General features: G+C 67.4%; 16 protein-coding genes. 6 read left to right on the top strand and 10 right to left on the bottom strand.

The window, feature by feature from the left end; translation table 11 throughout:
* On the top strand, positions 1-147 hold a 147-nt coding region (locus KYG_RS23415; protein WP_009871321.1), incomplete at its 5' end, for an Integrin alpha beta-propellor repeat-containing protein.
* A 144-nt stretch (positions 148-291) separates the two neighbouring features.
* On the opposite strand, the gene KYG_RS00520 is transcribed toward KYG_RS23415, so the two are convergent.
* From KYG_RS00520 to KYG_RS00535, 4 genes are all read right to left on the bottom strand, one after another.
* Positions 292-2241 carry a 7TM diverse intracellular signaling domain-containing protein gene (locus KYG_RS00520; RefSeq protein ID WP_034692385.1) on the bottom strand — a complete coding sequence of 650 codons (1950 nt, stop codon included), beginning with the start codon at positions 2239-2241 and terminating at the stop codon, positions 292-294.
* Positions 2207-2887, bottom strand: a complete 681-nt coding sequence (locus KYG_RS00525) for a response regulator transcription factor (protein ID WP_009871323.1) — start codon at positions 2885-2887, stop codon at positions 2207-2209. The genes KYG_RS00520 and KYG_RS00525 overlap by 35 nt, the downstream gene beginning before the upstream one ends.
* The gene (locus KYG_RS00530; RefSeq protein ID WP_009871324.1) at positions 2884-3807 is read right to left on the bottom strand and encodes a LysR family transcriptional regulator; all 924 of its coding nucleotides are present in this window, start codon (positions 3805-3807) and stop codon (positions 2884-2886) included. The genes KYG_RS00525 and KYG_RS00530 overlap by 4 nt, the downstream gene beginning before the upstream one ends.
* Before the next feature lie 136 nt (positions 3808-3943).
* Entirely contained in the window at positions 3944-5869 is a 1926-nt protein-coding gene (locus KYG_RS00535; RefSeq protein WP_009871325.1) for an acyl CoA:acetate/3-ketoacid CoA transferase, read from the bottom strand.
* Between the two features lie 221 nt (positions 5870-6090).
* Here KYG_RS00535 and KYG_RS00540 point away from each other — a divergent pair, with 221 nt between their 5' ends.
* Entirely contained in the window at positions 6091-8322 is a 2232-nt protein-coding gene (locus tag KYG_RS00540; RefSeq protein WP_009871326.1) for a malate synthase G, read from the top strand.
* A 113-nt stretch (positions 8323-8435) separates the two neighbouring features.
* Here KYG_RS00540 and KYG_RS00545 read toward each other — a convergent pair whose 3' ends face one another.
* The 6 genes from KYG_RS00545 to KYG_RS00570 all read right to left on the bottom strand — a co-directional run bounded on the left by KYG_RS00545 (position 8436) and on the right by KYG_RS00570 (position 14557).
* A complete protein-coding gene (locus KYG_RS00545) occupies positions 8436-8777 on the bottom strand; it encodes a Na+/H+ antiporter subunit G (RefSeq protein ID WP_009871327.1) in 342 nt (113 codons plus the stop codon).
* 10 nt (positions 8778-8787) lie between these two features.
* Positions 8788-9063, bottom strand: a complete 276-nt coding sequence (locus KYG_RS00550; protein ID WP_009871328.1) for a K+/H+ antiporter subunit F — start codon at positions 9061-9063, stop codon at positions 8788-8790.
* Positions 9060-9635 (bottom strand): Na+/H+ antiporter subunit E, encoded by a 576-nt coding sequence (locus KYG_RS00555; RefSeq protein WP_009871329.1) that lies wholly within the window; start codon positions 9633-9635, stop codon positions 9060-9062. Before KYG_RS00555 ends, KYG_RS00550 begins: the two co-directional genes overlap by 4 nt.
* Entirely contained in the window at positions 9632-11266 is a 1635-nt protein-coding gene (locus KYG_RS00560; protein ID WP_009871330.1) for a monovalent cation/H+ antiporter subunit D, read from the bottom strand. Before KYG_RS00560 ends, KYG_RS00555 begins: the two co-directional genes overlap by 4 nt.
* Positions 11266-11652, bottom strand: coding sequence for a Na+/H+ antiporter subunit C (locus KYG_RS00565; RefSeq protein WP_202798322.1), 387 nt, complete (start codon positions 11650-11652; stop codon positions 11266-11268). Before KYG_RS00565 ends, KYG_RS00560 begins: the two co-directional genes overlap by 1 nt.
* A gap of 61 nt (positions 11653-11713) precedes the next feature.
* The gene (locus KYG_RS00570; protein WP_009871332.1) at positions 11714-14557 is read right to left on the bottom strand and encodes a monovalent cation/H+ antiporter subunit A; all 2844 of its coding nucleotides are present in this window, start codon (positions 14555-14557) and stop codon (positions 11714-11716) included.
* A gap of 520 nt (positions 14558-15077) precedes the next feature.
* On the opposite strand from KYG_RS00570, the gene KYG_RS00575 reads away from it, so the two are divergent.
* From KYG_RS00575 to KYG_RS00590, 4 genes are read left to right on the top strand one after another with little or no spacing between them, the layout of a single operon-like run.
* Entirely contained in the window at positions 15078-15320 is a 243-nt protein-coding gene (locus KYG_RS00575) for a cysteine-rich CWC family protein (RefSeq protein ID WP_009871333.1), read from the top strand.
* 28 nt (positions 15321-15348) lie between these two features.
* Complete coding sequence (locus KYG_RS00580; RefSeq protein ID WP_009871334.1) at positions 15349-15537, top strand: 4-oxalocrotonate tautomerase; 189 nt, start codon at positions 15349-15351, stop codon at positions 15535-15537.
* A 13-nt stretch (positions 15538-15550) separates the two neighbouring features.
* On the top strand, positions 15551-17023 hold the full coding sequence (locus tag KYG_RS00585) for a DHA2 family efflux MFS transporter permease subunit (protein WP_009871335.1): 1473 nt from the start codon (positions 15551-15553) through the stop codon (positions 17021-17023).
* Between the two features lie 21 nt (positions 17024-17044).
* Positions 17045-17812, top strand: coding sequence for a class II glutamine amidotransferase (locus KYG_RS00590; protein ID WP_009871336.1), 768 nt, complete (start codon positions 17045-17047; stop codon positions 17810-17812).
* Positions 17813-17854: the final 42 nt, after the last annotated feature.

The following is a 17854-nucleotide window of genomic DNA, read 5'->3' on the forward strand; positions in this document are numbered from 1 at the left end:
GACCTTTTTGGCACCAGCGTGGCCCTATCGGGCGACGGCAACACCTTGGCAGTGGGGGCGCAGGGGGAAGACAGCAATGCCACCGGCATCAACGGAGACCCTGCAGACAACTCTGCCGCCAGTTCAGGGGCGGTCTATGTGTACTGACGTCTTCGTTGCCATCACCGATCGCAGCAGCACCGGTGCAGCACCCCAGTGAAACCGTGTGGGCTCAATGGTGTTTGATTTTGATTCCAACCAATACCCAGCGCTTATGCAGAAAGCACCAACAACTACCAAAACCATAGCAAATTAGTTCACTGCCCGCTCCAGCGGCAACCACAGGCGGAATTCGCCCCCGCCCTCCCAGGCCGCCCACTGGCAGTGCCCCCCCAGGGCCTGGGCGCGGTGGCGCACGTTGGCCAGCCCCTGGCCAGCCGGCGTGGCAGGGGGCGCACTGGCGGTGGGCACAAAGGCGTGGCCGTTGTCGCGGATGCGCACCACCACGCCGCCCTCGTTCGCATCCCCGGGGCGCACCTCGGTCGCCAGGTCGATGGCGGTGGCCTGGCTGTGCTTGAGCAGGTTGGTAAGCACCTCTTGCAGGATGCGCAGCACGTGCAGGGCGGCCTGCGGGTCCAGCCACGGCAGCGGTGGCAGATCCTGCACGCTCCAGGTGAGCGTGATGCCCGCAGCCTTGAGCCGGGGTGCCAGGCGAAAACGCAGGGCGGCCAGCATGGCCAGCAGGTCGGCGTCGGCGGGGCTGAGCGAGTCGATGGCGAGCTTGAGGTCGTCGATGCAGTCCTTGAGCACCAGGGCCGTGTCAGCCGTGCTGGCCTGGCCGTGCTCGACCATGCGCAGTGCGCTCATGAGCGATGAGCCGATGCCGTCGTGCATGTCCTGCATCAGTCGCTGGCGCTCGGCAGCCAGGGTCTGCTGGCGCTCCAGTGCGCGCAGTTGCTCGTGGCTGGCCGTCAGCTCGCGCTCGCGCGCGGCAAGGCGGCTCTCCAGCCCGGCGTTGACAAACTCCACCGCATGGATGGCGCCCAGGTAGCGGCGGTAGACGATGGCCAGGAAGATGGCGAACAGGCCGATGGACAGGTAGGGCGCCAGGTACACACGCTCGATGTTGAAGCGGTAGTTCTGCAGCAGAAGATCGTGCACGGCTGCGGGCACGTTGAGCGAGAACCAGGCAAACAGCACCATCCCTTCGCCCGAGCGGGCCTGCCAGGAGGCCCACAGACCAGACACCGCCACCACGGCCGTGAGCGCGGTGAGGACGATGTAAACCGCCGGAAGGATGGCATGGACATGCGGCAACAGAAGGGGCACTGGCAAGGTAAGTACCGCACACAGCACCACCAGCGCCGCAATGCCCCATGCCAGGCGGGGCATGCGCTTGCGGTGCACACGCAAGGCGAACGCGAAGATGGACACCATGGACCAGCCCAGCGCATTGACGCTGACCCAGCCAAACCAGTCGTCAGGCACGGGCGGTGGGTGGTCGTCCACCACATAGTGCAGGTTGCGCAACACGCAGGTGACGGATACGGCGAAGAACAGCAGGTAGATGGGCTCACGGCGGCGCACCAGCCCTACGGCCAGTGAGAAAAGCCCGATGACCAGAAAGGCTGCGCCCGTCTGGCTGATGAGGTCGTTCTGCACAAAGCTGCGCAGGTTGTAGCGCCATAGCAGCGCCTGCTCGGTGCCTACCCATGCGCTGGAGATTGCCCCGCCCACACCTTGCTGGCTGGCCATGCGCACCCAGACCGTGTGAGGCGCCGCGCTGCTGCCGCCCGTGCCACTGCCCAGGGGCAGCCACAGGGGCCGGTTGAAGCTGTTCCACACGCGGCTGCCCCGGCTTCGGTAGACCATGCGCCCGTCCACATACACCGCGACGACGCCGATGGTCTGCCAGCGCGGCAGGTAGAGAAACAAGTCTTGCGCGGGCAGGCTGGCCGGCAGTGTGAGCCGGTACCAGGCCACGTCGGGCGGGGCCTGCAGCGACGCGCTGCCTTCCGCCAGGCTGCGGGCGCGGGCGTGGGGCAGGGGCACCTGCGCCCAGCCGCCCATGTCTTGCACGCTCAGAGGCAGCTCGGGCGGAGGTTCCCAGCCTGCGCCCGGCTCGGTGCGAAAAAGCGCCTGCTCGATGTGCATGGCGCCCCCGTCCCGGGCTCCGCCGCCGCAGGCTGAAAGCCAGGCCAGCAACAGCAGCCAGGCCACGCACTGGCTAATCCGCCAGCAGGCCCTGTTTGTAGGCAGCATGGATGGCTTCGGCGCGGGTGTTGACCTGGAGCTTGGCATAGATGCGCCGCACAAACGTGAGCACGGTGGTGCGGGACACGCCCATGGAGCGGGCGGTTTCTTCGGTGGTGAAGCCCTTGCTCACATGGCGCAGCACCTCCTGTTCGCGCGCAGACAGTGCGGCGGGCGGGCTGCCGGCTGGCGCCAGGCTGGCGGCGGCGCGTGCCAGGATCTTGCGCGCCACCATGGGGCTGATGGGGCTGCCGCCCGCGTGAAGGTTGCGGATCTCCTCGGCCAGCTCGGCAGCGCTCACGTCCTTGAGCAGGTAGCCCATGGCCCCGGCTTCGATGGAGCGCAGCACGTGGTCCTCGTCGCCAAAGATGGTGCTGACCAGGATGCTGCAGTCAGGCCACTGCACGCGCGCGGCGCGGATCACGTCCAGGCCCGAACCGTCGGGCAAGCCCAGGTCCACCAGCAGCACGTCCAGGGGCGTCGTGGGCAGCAGCTCCAGCGCCTCGGCGCGGCTGGTGGCCAGCAGTGCCAGCGCCAGGTCGGGCTGCTGGCCGATCATGGTCACCAGGGTGTCGCGGCTGGCGGCGTCGTCTTCCACCACCCCCAGACGCAGCGGGGGCGGGGGTTTGGACGGGTGCGCGCTGATCGAGGTCAAGCGCCCCTCCAGAAGGCAGGCTGGGCGTACTGGTGCTTGAGGTAATCGATCCACAGCCGCACACGCAGCGGCAGGTGCTTGCGCTGGGGAAACACCACATAGATGCCGTTGGGCGGCGCGGCGAAGTCCTCCAGCACCGCCACCAGGCGGCCGGCGGCAATTTCGGCCTCCACCTCCCAGGTGCTGCGCCAGGCGATGCCCCAGCCGCCCAGGCACCAGTCGTGCAGCACTTGGCCGTCAGAGCAGTCGAGCGGGCCGCCGGGCTTGAGGTGCACGACCTCGGTGGAGCCATCGGGCTGCGGCACGCGGAACGCCCAGCCACGCGTCTGCGATGCGTCGCTCGACAGCGTGAGGCAGTCGTGCTGCACCAGCTCGGCCGGCGCGCGCGGGGTGCCACGGCGGGCCAGGTATTCGGGCGTGGCCACGCACAGACGGCGGTTGTCGGCAATGCGCACGCTCACCAGCGACGAATCGGGCAAATCGCCCACGCGCACGGCGCAGTCAAAGCCTTCGCCCGCCAGGTCCACCACGCGGTCGCTGAGGTTGAGAGAGATGGTCACGTCCGGGTGCTCGGCCCGGAACCGGGGCACCAGCGGTGCCACATGGCGCCGGCCAAAGCCCGCGGGCGCGGTGATGCGCAGGTGCCCGGTGGCCTTGACGCCGCCTTCGGACACGCTGGCCTCGGCATTGGCCACGTCGGACAGCAGGCGCTGGCAGTCTTCCAGAAACGCGCTGCCCTCGTGCGTGAGGCTGATGCGGCGCGTGGTGCGCACCAGGAGCTTGACGCCCAGGTGCTCTTCGAGCGCATCGAGCCGCCGCCCCATGATGGCGGGCGCCACGCCCTCGGCCTTGGCAGCGGCAGTCAGGCTGCCGCGCGTGGCCACCGACACAAAGGATTCGAAGGCCTTGAGTTTGTCCATGGGCGGAGATTATGGAGACATCGGCGCGCGGGCGGGCCACCGCGCCACCAGGAAGCACCGGTGGCGCTGTTTTACAAGCAAAATCAGGCTTCAGCGCTTGATGGACAAGCGCAAACAGCTATTATTTGTATAGCATCTACGCCAGGCGCGACTTGAGGAACCCCACGGTGCCATAGCGCTTGACCTCGGTGTAGAGGTCGTGCGTGAGGCCCTGCACCATGGCGGTGTAGGCGTCGGCCAGGTCGGGCGCGATGGTGAAGTGGTCGTAGTTCACGATCACGCCCACGCGCTCGCCCTGTGCGGCGAGCGGGGCGAGCAGGCGGCGCACCTCCTGATCAATCGCCTCGATGGTGCTGGCGGCATTGATCTGCAGGCCCGAGAAGTCGATGTGCAGCAGCTGGCGCGCGGCATCGAGCTCGAAGCGCTGCACCAGCGGGCGGTTGAGCAGCTGCTCGCGCAGGCCCAGCGGGCCGGGCTCGAACAGGCGCAGGTCCATGGCCTGCAGGCCGGGGCTGATGCGCGGCGTGAACGACATGTGGGCGAGCACGTCGCGCTGCAGGTCGATGCCGGGCGCCAGCTCGATCAGCTCCAGCGCACCGCCGCCATCCGCCTCGCCCGAGGGCACGAGGCGGAACACGCAGCGCTCCGTCACATACAGCACACGCTGGCCGCGCTTGAGCGCCTCGGCGCCGCTGAAGGTGCGGTGTTCGACCTCGCGCACCAGCTTGCGCGCGCCGCCTTCGTGCAGGATGTGCAGGTGGCCGTCCACCGCCTCGACCTGCAGCGCGCCAGCGGTGAAGGTGCCCACGAACACCACGGTCTTGGCGTTCTGGCTGATGTTGATGAAGCCGCCCGCGCCCGCCAGGCGGGGCCCGAACTTGCTCACGTTGAGGTTACCGTGCTGGTCGGCCTGCGCCAAGCCCAGGATGGCGATGTCGAGGCCGCCGCCGTCGTAGAAGTCGAACTGGTTGGGCTGGTCGATGATGGCCTGCGGGTTCACGGCGGCGCCAAAGTTCAGCCCGCCTGCGGGGATGCCGCCGATCACGCCAGGCTCGGCCGTGAGCGTGACGAGGTCGATGATGCGCTCCTCAGCCGCCACGTTGGCCACGCCCTCGGGCATGCCTATCCCTAAGTTCACCACTTGGTGCGGACGCAGCTCCAGCGCTGCGCGGCGGGCGATGATCTTGCGCTCGGTCAGCGGCATCGCCTCCAGCGTGTCCATGGGCACGCGCAGCTCGCCCGCAAACGCGGCGCTGTAGGGCTCGGCAAAGGTCTGGTGGTGGTGCGCGGGCTCGGTGGCCAGCACCACGGCGTCCACCAGCACGCCGGGCACCTTCACCTGCCGGGGGTTGAGCGTGCCGCGCTCGGCGATGCGCTCGACCTGCGCGATGACCACGCCGCCCGAGTTGCGCGCCGCCATGGCAATGGCCAGGGCTTCGAGCGTGAGCGCCTCGCGCTCCATGGTGAGGTTGCCATCGGCGTCGGCCGTGGTCGCGCGGATGATGCCCACGTGGATCGGGAAGGCCTTGTAGAACAGGTAGTCCTGCCCGTCGATGGGCAGGATGCGCACCAGGTCTTCGGTGGTGCGCGCATTGAGCTTGCCACCGCCGTGGCGCGGGTCCACAAAGGTATCGAGGCCCACACGCGTGAGCGTTCCGGGCTTGCCCGCAGCGATGTCACGGAACAAGTGCGTGATCACGCCCTGGGGCAGGTTCCAGGCCTCGATCTGGTTGTCCACCGCCAGCTTCTGGATGCGCGGCACCAGGCTCCAGTGCCCGCCGATCACGCGCTTGAGCAGGCCCGCGTGGCCCAGGTGGTTGAGGCCCCGGTGCTTGCCGTCGCCCTGGCCTGCGGCGTAGACCAGTGTGAGATCGCGCGGGGTTTGCGTGGACTCCCAGCGCCGGGCCAGCGCCACCGCAATGCTCTCGGCAAAGCCGATGCCCACAAAGCCGCCCGTGGCCACGGTGTCGCCGTCGTGGATGAGCTGCACCGCATCGGCGGCGCTCACGATCTTGTTCTTGTGGGCCGCGTTGAGCGCGCTGGCGTCCAGGGGTGCCTGCATGGGTTTGTCTCCCGTTGGGTTTGTTGTGCGCGCAGCGTAGTGGGTTACGGGCCAAAGCACCATTCAGGGTGACTACGGACCGCCCTCAGTTTTGCGTAAAAGTCACTGGTTTAGAGATTTTCAGCGTATTTATGTGGGCAAACATTTGCAATACAGTGTGCCCATGGCCTGCTAGCGCAGTTCCCGGTTTTTACGTTTCCATAACTTTCTCAAGGCACCCCATGACCGAACGCACCCAAGTCCACGGCCTGCAAGTGGCCACCTCCCTGTACCGCTTTGTCGAAGACCAGGTGCTGCCCGGCACCGGCATCGACGGCGCCACGTTCTGGAAAGGCTTCGACGCCATCGTGTCCGACCTGGCACCGCGCAACATCGCCTTGCTGGCCGAGCGCGACCGCCTGCAGACCGAACTGGACACCTGGCACAAGGCCAACCCCGGCCCCATCAAGGACATGGTGGCCTACCGCGGCTTCCTCGAAAAGATCGGTTACCTGGTGCCCCAGCCCGCCAACGTGCAGACCACCACGGCCAACGTGGATGACGAGCTGGCCACGCAGGCCGGCCCGCAACTCGTGGTGCCCATCCTCAACGCCCGCTACGCCCTGAATGCCGCCAACGCCCGCTGGGGCTCTTTGTACGACGCCCTGTATGGCACCGACGCCATCCCCGAGACCGATGGCGCTGAAAAAGGCAAGGGCTACAACCCGGTGCGCGGCGCCAAGGTGATCGCTTTCGCCCGCGACGTGCTCGACCAGTCCGCCCCCCTGGCCAGCGGCTCGCACAAGGATGCCACCGGCTACCGTGTCGAAGGCGGCCAGCTCGTGGTGCAGCTCGCCAGTGGCAGCACCGGCCTGAAGGACGCCAGCCAGTTCAAGGGCTACCAGGGTGATGCGGCTGCGCCCTCGTCGGTGCTGCTGCAGCACAACGGTCTGCACCTCGATATCCAGATCAACCGCGCCACGCCCATCGGCCAGTCGGACGCCGCGGGCGTGAGCGACGTGGTGCTCGAAGCCGCGCTCTCCACCATCCTCGACCTGGAAGACTCCGTGGCCGCCGTGGACGCCGAAGACAAGCTGCTGGGCTACAGCAACTGGCTGGGCATCATCAAGGGCACGCTGACCGAATCGTTCGACAAGGGCGGCAAGACCATGACGCGCGGCCTCAACGCCGACCGCGTCTATGTTGGACCGAGCGGAGGCGAAGTGCGCCTGCATGGCCGCTCGCTCATGTTCCTGCGCAACGTGGGCCACCTGATGACCAACCCGGCCATCCTCTGGAAGGATGCCCAGGGCCAGCAGCGCGAGATTCCCGAAGGCATCATGGACGCCGTGGTCACCACCGCCATCGCCGTGCACGACCTGCAAAAGGGCCAAGGCGCTGCAGCAGGAAGCGCCGCTACAGGCGGCGCGGGCCTGCGCAACTCGCGCAAGGGCTCGGTCTACATCGTCAAGCCCAAGATGCACGGCCCGACCGAAGTGGGCTTTGCCGCCGAGCTGTTCGGCCGCGTCGAAAAGCTCCTGGGCTTGCCCGACAGCACCGTCAAGCTCGGCATCATGGACGAAGAACGCCGCACCAGCGTCAACCTCAAGGCCTGCATTGCCGCCGCCAGCAGCCGCGTGGCCTTCATCAACACCGGCTTCCTGGACCGCACGGGCGATGAAATGCACACCGCCATGCACGCCGGCCCCATGATCCGCAAGGGCGACATGAAGACCAGCGCCTGGATCCAGGCCTATGAGCGCAACAACGTGCTCGTGGGACTGTCCTGCGGCCTGCGCGGCAAGGCGCAGATAGGCAAGGGCATGTGGGCCATGCCCGACCTGATGGCCGAAATGCTCAAGCAGAAGATCGCCCACCCCAAGGCCGGCGCCAACACCGCCTGGGTGCCCAGCCCCACCGGCGCCACGCTGCACGCGCTGCACTACCACCAGGTGAAGGTGAGCGACATCCAGATCGAGCTGGAAAAAATCGACGCCAACGCCGAACGCGACAACCTGCTGACCGGCCTGCTGACCATCCCCGTCGCCGCCAGCCCGAACTGGACCGACGCCGAAAAGCAGCAGGAACTCGACAACAACGCCCAGGGCATCCTGGGCTACGTGGTGCGCTGGGTGGACCAGGGCGTGGGCTGCTCCAAGGTGCCCGACATCAACGACATCGGCCTGATGGAAGACCGTGCCACGCTGCGCATCAGCAGCCAGCACATGGCCAACTGGCTGCACCACGGCGTGGTGACCTTGCCCCAAGTGCGCGAAACCTTCGAACGCATGGCTGCCAAGGTGGACAAGCAGAACGCCGGCGACCCGCTGTACCGCCCCATGGCCGGAAATTTCGGCACCAGCATGGCCTACCAGGCTGCGTGCGACCTGGTCTTCAAGGGCCTGCAGCAGCCCAGTGGCTATACCGAGCCGCTGCTGCATGCCTGGCGCCTGAAGCTCAAGGCAGCGGCGTGATTAATCGCTATTAATTCAATAGCTTGTGACGCTTGATGGATAAGCCCTGGAGGCTGTTTTCATTCATAAAAAACCAACGGCACCCTCGGGTGCCGTTTTTCTTGACATGCCTCTCAGCCCTGGCGCCGCTCGGGCACTGCGTCGTCGGGCACGGGCGCGCGCGAAGCCAGCCGGAGGTGCAGCGCCGCCTGGGCCATGAGGTTGGCCGACACCGGCGCCGTGACGAACACAAACAGCGTGATCAGAAGCTCGGCAATGCCGGGCCGGCCTTGGCTGAATGCCACCAGCATCGATGCAATCAGCATACCGCCCACGCCCAGGGTGGACGCCTTGGTGGGCGCGTGCAGGCGCATGAAAAAGTCGGGCAGGCGGGCCAGGCCAATGGCGCCCACCAGCAGGAAGAAGGCCGCGATCACGATCAGCGCGGCGGCAGTCCATTCGATCAGAGGGTGCATGGTTACTCCTTCATTCCACCACGTCGCCGCGGCTCAGGTAGCGCGCCAGCGCCACGGTGGAGGCAAAGCCCAGCATGGCCACCAGCAAGGCGGCCTCGAACAGCAGCGCGGTGTTCCAGCGAATGCCCAGCAGCACGATCAGCGCCACGGCATTCATGTAGAGCGTGTCCAGTGCCAGCAGGCGGTCGGTCATTTCGGGCCCGCGCAGCAGGCGCCAGGCACACAGCACCACGGCCACCGTCACGGCGGCCACGCCCAGGTTCAATGCGATGTCCAGAACGTTCATGCGGTCCTCCCGGCGGTGGCGCCAGCGCCGGGCGCTGCGGCGCGCGGCTGCTGGCGAAAAATCTGGAGCAAAGGCGCCTCGTAGCGCGTCTTCATGTCGTCGATCATGGCCTGCGCGTCGTCGCAGGTCAGGGCATGCACCAGAATTTCATGGCGCTGCTCGTCCACCACGCACGACACCGTGCCGGGCGTGGTGGTGATGATGGTGGCAAACAAGGCATTCACGCGCGGGTGGTCGCAGGCCAGCGGCACGGGCAGCCAGGCGGGCTGCATGCGCGGCAGCGGGCCCAGCACCAGCCGGGCCACCGTGATGTTGGCCACCACGATGTCCTTGAGCACCACCAAGGTCAGCCGCACGGCGGCCGCCCAGTGGATGCTGGAGCGCTCGCCCAGAAACGGGTGCAGCAGGCGCGGCACGATCAGGGCGATCAGCAGCGCCGACAGCAGGTGCACGGGCGCCAGGCTGTGCGACAGCGCGAGCCAGCTGGCGCCCAGCAGCAGGGACAGCAGCGGATGGCTGAGCCAGCCCGGCTTGCGCGCCGGATTGGCGGGGGGCGAGGTACTGGGGTTCATCGGGTCTCCTCGGTGGGGGCCGCGGCCGGTGTGCGTTGGCCGTCGTAGGGCCGGGTGGTGGGGGCGCCGGTCATGCCCAGCACGGCGCGGGCGTAGGCGGCCTGGTCGGCCAGTTGCGCTGTGGCGGCGTCGGTGTAGCGCTTCACGGGGGAGGCCAGCACCGCCATGGCCAGCGTGAGCGCCATGAAGGCCCACACGGCAGACAACAGCTTGACGCTGGAGCCCGAGCCGGGGTTGCCCTGCCCTTCGTCGGGCTGGATATGCCAGAACACGATGACCCCGGCGCGCGCCAGGCCCACGATGGTGAAGAAGCCCACGCTGAGCACCACCGCCCAGACCCAGGCCTGCGCGGGCAGGCCCGACGAGCTCTCCAGAATCATCAGCTTGCCCAGAAAGCCCGGCAGGGGAGGCAGGCCAGCGGCCGAGGCCGCGCCAAAAATCATCATCAGGCCCAGCAGCACCGGCTCGCGCACCGCCGCAGCAGGCCGCAGTTTGTCCAGTGCCTCACCGCGCTGGGCGGCCATCAGCTCGACCAGAAGGAACAGGCCCGCAATCACCACCGTGCTGTGCAGCGTGTAGTACAGCGAAGCCGACAGGGTGGCCGGGGAGTACAGCCCCACGCCCGCCAGAATGGTGCCCACCGACGAGACGGTGAGGTAGGCCACCAGCCGGCCCATGCTGTGCGCGGCCAGCGCACCCAGCACGCCGAGCACGCTGGTGGCCAGGGCCAGCGGCAGCAGCCAGGCCTGGGCCGCAAAGGCGGCCTCACCGGCCTCGGCGCCAAAAATGCCCCAGTGCACGCGGATGATGCTGTACACGCCCACCTTGGTCATGATGGCAAACAGCGCGGCCACCGGTGCACTGGCCGACGCGTAGGTGCCCGGCAGCCAGAAGTACAGCGGCACCAGCGCCGCCTTCAGGCCAAACACCACCAGCAGCACCAGCGCCGCTGCCCGCGCCAGCACGGCGCTGTCGCCCGTGAGCTGGCCCACGCGCAGGGCCACGTCGGTCATGTTGAGCGTACCGGTGACGGCGTACACCAGCGCCAGCCCGATCAGGAACAGCCCCGAGGCCGCGAGGTTGAGCACCACATAGTGCACGCCCATGCGCAAGCGCTCGCGGCCCTGGCCGTGCACCAGCAGCACGTAAGAGGCGATCAGCAGCACCTCGAAGAACACGAACAGGTTGAACAGGTCGCCGGTGAGGAAGGCGCCGCACAGGCCCATCAGCTGGAACTGGAACAGGGCATGAAAGTGGCGGCCCCGGGTGTCCCAGCCGCCGGTGGCATACCAGAGCACCGGCACCGCCACCAGGTAGGTCAGCAGCACCATGAGGGCCGACAGGCGGTCGAGCACCAGCACGATGCCAAACGGCGCGGGCCATTCACCCAGCTGGTACACCAGCAGCTCGCCGCCGCTGGCGTGGCGCACCAGCTGAACGGCCATGAACAGGCCCAGCAACACCGACGCCATGGACAGCCGTGCGCCCCAGCGCTGGCGGCCGTCCGCACCGGTGCCGCCGGAGCTGGCCGAATCACCGATCAGCAACAGGCCCACGGCCGTGAACACCGGCAACAGCACCGACAGCACCGGGGCGTGCTGCAGCCAGAAAGCAGAGATCACATCCCACATCAGGCCTGACCTCCACTCTTGCCCGCAGGTGCCTGTGCGGCGCTGCGGTAACCCGGGGCGTGGCCGGGCTCGTGCCCGTCCACGTGGTCGCTGCCGCTCTCATGGCGGCTGCGCAGGGCCAGCTCGATCACAAAGCCGGTGGTGGCAAAGCCGATCACGATGGCGGTGAGCACCAGCGCCTGGGGCAGGGGGTCGGCCACGGGGCCATCACCCACCAGGATGGGCTGGGCGTTGGACCACAGGCGGCCCATGGCAAAAATGAAAACATTCACCGCATAGCCCAGCAGCGACAGGCCCAGCACCACGGGAAAGGTGCGCCCGCGCAGCATCAGGTAAATGGCGCAGGCAGTGACAAAGCCGATGCCGGTGGCCAGCAAAAATTCCATGCTCATGTGGGTTCCTTGGTGTGTCGCACGGCGGGCGAGGGGTGACGGGGGCCTGCGGCGTTCATGCAGCAGGCTCCGGTGGCTGCGGGGCGGCGGGTTGCGGGCTCTCGCGGCTCACGGTGCCCAGCACCGAGATGGTCAGCAGCGTGGCGCCCACCACCACAAGGTAGACGCCCAGGTCAAACAGCGCAGCAGACGCCAGCGGCAGCTCGCCCAGCAGGGGCACATGGGGGTGGCCATGGGCGCTGGTCAGGAAGGGGCGGCCGAACACGAATGCGCCCACGCCGGTCAGCCCTGCAATGCCCAGGCCGGCACCAATCCATTTCACGAAGCGGCGCCCGCCCTGGCCGCGCAGCAGCAATTCGGCCTTGACCTGTCCCATCGACATGAACTGCAGCACCAGCGCCACGGCCGTGATCAGGCCGGCAATGAAGCCGCCGCCCGGCAGGTTGTGGCCGCGCATGAAGATGTAGAGCGTGAACACCAGCGCCACCGGCAACACCACCGCCGCTGCCACGCGCAGCAGCAGGGGCTGCTCGGCAAAAGTCCAGCGTCGGCCCTCGGTATCGGCCGTGGGGCGGCGCGTGCGCATGCCTTCCATGAGCGCCAGCACGCCGATGGCGGCAATGCCCAGCACGGTGATTTCACCAAAGGTGTCGTAGCCCCGGAAGTCCACCAGTATCACATTGACGACGTTGGTGCCGCCGCCCACCGGCATGGACTTGTCCAGGAAGTACCAGGAAATGGAGTCGTGGTCGCGGGTGAGCAGCACCCAGGCCAGCCACGACATGCCCGCACCCCCGGCCAGCGCCAGTGCGCCGTCGCGCACGCGGCGCAGGCTGCCCGACTCGCGCGGCGAGTGCTGGGGCAGCAAGGCCAGGCCCATGAGCAGCAGCACCGTGGACACCACCTCCACCGACAATTGGGTCAGCGCCAGGTCGGGTGCAGACAGGCTGACAAAGGTCAGCGACGTGACCAGCCCCACCACGCCCACCAGCACCACCGACTGGAACCGCTGGTGGTGCGCCACCACCAGCGCAAGCGTGGTGGCCGCCAGCAGCAGCCAGATGGCAATGGCCAGCGGCGACGCCGGTAGCAGCGCGCGCGGCCCGGTGCCCATGGGGCTGCCACTGCCCAGCACGGTCACCGCCACCACTGCAATGGCGGCGCCCAGCGTCCAGGCCAGGTAATGCTGCAGCGAGCCGCTTTCCAGCCGCGCCGAGATGCGCCCCGCCAGGCCGAACAGCCCGTCGATCAGAGCGTCAAAAATCTGGCGCCCGGTGGCGCGGCCAAACCAGGCCTCGGACTCAATGCGGTGCAGCCGCTTGTGCGCCGCCAGCAGCAGGTACAGACCCACCCCCGCCACCAGCGCGATGGCGCTCATGAGCAGCGGCAGGTTGAACCCGTGCCAGAGGGCCAGGTGGTACTCGGGCAGCGGCTTGCCGGCCAGTGCCGTGGCCGCCACGTCCACCAGCGGTCCGAAGGTGATGGCGGGCAACAGGCCGACCGCGATGCACATCGCCACCAGCAGCATGGCGGGCAGCTTCATGCCCAGCGGGGGCTCGTGGGGGTGGGTGTTGGGCACATCGCCCAGGGGGCCGTTGAAATACGTGTCGTGCACAAAGCGCAGCGAATACGCCACGCTGCAAATGCCGGCCAGCGTCACCGCCGCAGGCACCAGCCAAGCCCACACACCGGTGGTGCCCACCACCGCTTCGGTGAAGAACATCTCCTTGGACAAAAAGCCGTTGGTCAGCGGCACACCGGCCATGGACGCCGCCGCCACCATGGACAAGGTGGCCGTCCAGGGCATCAGCGCCCACAGGCCGCCCAGCTTGCGCATGTCGCGGCTGTGGGTTTCGTGGTCGACAATTCCGGCGATCATGAACAGCGATGCCTTGAACGTGGCGTGGTTCAGCACGTGGAACACTGCGGCCACGGCCGCCAGCGGCGAGCCCAGCCCCACCAGAAAGGTGATGAGGCCCAGGTGGCTCACGGTGGAGTACGCCAGCAGCCCCTTGAGGTCGTGCTTGAAGATGGCAATGAAGGCCGCAAACAGCACCGTGATCAGCCCCACGGTGGTCACGATCGCCTCGAACCAGCCCGAGCCCGCCAGCACCGGGTACATGCGCATGAGCAGGAAAACGCCGGCCTTCACCATGGTGGCCGAGTGCAGGTAGGCCGACACCGGCGTGGGGGCGGCCATGGCGTCGGGCAGCCAGAAATGGAACGGAAACTGTGCGCTCTTGGTGAAGGTGCCGATCAGGATCAGCAGCAGCGCGGGCACAAACATCGGGTCGGCCTGGATGGCGGCCACCTTGCCCAGCATGGCGCTGAGTTCGTAGGTGCCTGCGATCTGGCCCAGCAGCACAAAGCCGCCCAGCATGGCCAGCCCGCCGCCGCCGGTCACGGCCAGTGCCTGGCGGGCACCGGCGCGGGCATCCTGCCGGTGGCTCCAGTAGCCCACCAGCAGGAAGGACGACAGGCTGGTGAGTTCCCAGAACACCACCAGCAGCAACAGGTTGTCCGACAGCACCACGCCCAGCATGGCGGCCATGAACAGCATCATCTCGCTGTAGAACTTGCCCACCGAGTCCTTGGGGCTCAGGTAGTAGTGCGCGTAGATGACGATCATCAACCCGATGAACAGGATCAGCCCGGCGAACATCATCGACAGGCCGTCGAGCCGGAAGGTGAGGTTCAGGCCGATCTCGGGCACCCAGTCCCAGGCGTTCAGGATGACCTCGCCCGCCATCACCGCTGGCGCGTGGCCCAGCAGCAAGCCCAGGCTCGCCGCCGGCACAGCCCCCGCCGCCAACGCGGTCAGCCCGCGTGATCGCGGACCCAGCCAGAACGTGGCGGCCGTGCCCAGGAAAAGCGGTAGTAAAACGATGAGTAACAGCACGGCTCTCCCTTTGACTATCTTTGCCCACGGCTTTGCATGCCGGGTGTGTTGGTGCGCACGCCCCCTTCGCCGCCGCAGGCGGGTTGACTGTCCGGTGATCGTTGCGCCTGGGCGTTGCCGGGCGACTGCGACGGTGCCGCTGGTGGACGCGGGAGGGCGGACAGGACGCACATCAACGGCGTGACCGGTGACTGTACCGTCGGTGCACCGCTGATCGGGCACAAAAAACAGTCCAACCGCTGGGGAATTCCCTGCACGACAGGCTGCAGTCAGGCGTTTGCTGCGGCATCCCATTCCCCTGCAGGGAGTGCCTCCATCCATTGGCACCGGCCCGCGCGGTCTGCGCACTACCGCCGCCGGGGTGATGAGAGGGCTCCATCATCCGCTATTTATTAGATAGCTGTTCGCGCTTTATAGGTAAGCCTTTGAGCCTGTTTTCATCCAAAAATTGTCAGCGCCTTCGGGTGCCGTTGCGCCGGGCCTTGGCCTACACTCCAGGCCCGCGCAGCCCCTCTTTGTCATGAACGCCTTGCCCCCTTTCGCTCCGAACGCCTGCCCCGCCTGCGGCCAGCCCAACCAGTGCGCCATGGCGGGCGGCGCCGACCCGCAGGGTTGCTGGTGCATGCAGGCCCCGGTGTCCCGGGCGGCGCTGGTCCGCCTGCCCGCGCAGGAGCGCGGCCAGCGCTGCATCTGCCCCGTCTGTGCCCGCGAGTCCGATCCGGTGCCGGTGGCGGCGCCAGCGCAACACCCCGCGCCTTTATGATCGATTTTTTTGCCCCCGGAGCACCCCCATGCCGACCTACCACATTGAAATGATCGAAGGCCGCACGGTCGAACAGAAGAAGAAACTTGTCGAGGAAATCACCCGCGTCTCGGTCGAGGTGCTGGGCGGAACGCCCGAGATGGTGGACATCCTGATCACCGACGTGAAACGCGAGAACTGGGCCACCGGCGGGCGCCTGTGGTCCGAGCGTTCCTGAACCCCGCCGCTGCATGAGCGGTTCCGGATCCCTGCAGGCGCTGCGCGCCCGGTATGGCGAACGCTACCGCTGGCTGGTGCTGCTGGCCGTGATGGTGGGCACCATGGCGTCGGTCATGTCATCGACCGTGGTCAACGTCGCCATTCCCGACATGAGCCAGCACTTTGCGCTGGGCCAGGAGCGCGCGCAGTGGGTGGCCTCGGGCTTCATGGTGGCCATGACGGTGTCCATGCTCACCACGCCCTGGCTGCTGTCGCGCTACGGCTACCGCGCCACTTATGCGGGCGCGATGCTGCTGCTGCTTGTGGGTGGCATGGTGGGCGGGCTGTCCAACCACTACGGCCTGGTGCTGGCCGCGCGCGTGGCCGAGGGGCTGGCCGCAGGCATCGTGCAGCCCATTCCGGCCATCATCATCCTGTATGCCTTCCAACCGCACGAGCAGGGGCGCGCCAGCGGCATTTTTGGCATGGGCGTGGTGCTGGCACCCGCGCTGGGCCCCAGCATCGGCGGCCTGCTGGTGGACTGGTTTGGCTGGCGCTCCATCTTCTTCATGGTGGTGCCGCTGTGCATCGTCTCGCTGTGGCTGGCGTACAAGCTCGTGCCCAACACCGCGCCGGGCGGTCTGGCGGCCAACCGGCAGAGCCAGTCGCTGGACTGGCGCGGGCTGCTGCTGGGCGGCGCCGGCACGCTGTGCCTGCTCAACGGCCTGGTCGAATTGCGCAGCGGCCCGCTGCTGCAGGCCCTTGTGCTGCTGGTGCTGGCGGCCCTGTGTGCGCTGCTGTTCGTCGGCTGGCAGCGCTGCCTGTCGCGCCAGGGGCGTTCGCCGCTGATGGAGCTGGGCCTGTTTCGCTACCGTACGTTTGCCATGGGCAGCATCGTGGCGTTTATCTATGGCACGGCGCTGTTTGGCTCCACCTACCTGCTGCCGGTGTTCATGCAGATGGGGCTGCAACTGTCGGCCTCGCATGTGGGCACCATTTTGCTGCCTGCGGGCGCGGTGCTGGCGCTCACCATCCCCCTGGTGGGCCGCCTTGCCGACCGCCAGCCCACCCACCTGCTGGTGAGCATCGGGCTGTTTCTGCTGGCGCTGTCGTTTGCGCTCATGGTGCTGATCGGGCTGGAGTCGCCCCTGTGGTGGCTGGTGGTCTTTGCCATCCTGGGCCGCATCGGGCTGGGTTTCATCCTGCCTTCGCTCAACCTGGGCGCCATGCGGCCGCTGGACAAATCGCTCATCTCCCAGGGCTCCAGCACCATCGGGTTTTTGCGCATGCTGGGGGGCGCGGCCGGTGTCAGCCTGTGCGGCATCGTGCTCGAATGGCGCCTGGCGGCGCACGGTGTGTCGCTGGCCAGCAGTGGCAGCAGCCCGGCGCGCATCGCGGCGTTCAGCGAGTCGTTCCTCATGCTGGCCGCGCTGTGCCTGCTGGCGCTGGTGGCCGCCTGGCAGTTGCGCGACGCGCCGCGCGCCCCTTCCGCCCCTGCGGCCTGAACTGGATACAAGAGTGCAACCATGTGCCAACTGCTCGGAATGAATTGCAACACCCCCACCGACGTGACCTTCAGCTTCACGGGCTTTGCCCAGCGCGCAGGCCACACGGGCGACCATTGCGACGGCTGGGGCATTGCCTTCTTTGAAGACAAGGGCGTGCGCCACTTTGTGGACCACGAGCGCGCCGTGGACTCCCCCATTGCCGAGCTCATCCGCCGCTACCCCATCAAAAGCTGCAATGTCATATCGCACATCCGCAAGGCCACGCAAGGCGCCGTAGGGCTGCAGAACTGCCACCCGTTTGTGCGCGAGCTGTGGGGCCGCTACTGGGTGTTTGCGCACAACGGCGACCTGAAAGACTTTCGCCCCCGGCTGCACAGCCACTTCAGGCCCGTGGGCACCACCGACAGCGAGCACGCCTTCTGCTGGCTCATGCAAGAGCTGGCCAAGTCCCACGCCGGTGTGCCCAGCATTGCCGAGCTGACGATCACGCTGCGCGACCTGGCCGCGCGCATTGCGCCGCACGGCACCTTCAACTTTTTGCTATCCAACGGCCAGGCGCTGTGGGCCCATGCCTCCACCCACCTGTATTACGTGGAACGCCGCCACCCGTTTGGACATGTGCATTTGAGCGACGAGGATCTTTCACTGGATTTTTCCCAGGAGACCCAAGAGACGGACGAAGTCGTAGTCATCGCTACAAGCCCGCTCACAACGAACGAGGTGTGGACAGCTTTCGCCCACGGTGAACTTGTGGTGTTCACAGACGGCCGTCGTTTGACCACCTGAGCACCCGTCTCCGTCAGGGTGATTAGGTCAGGTCTTTTCCAT

This window comes from Acidovorax sp. NO-1, from assembly GCF_000238595.1.
Lineage (GTDB): Bacteria > Pseudomonadota > Gammaproteobacteria > Burkholderiales > Burkholderiaceae_C > Acidovorax.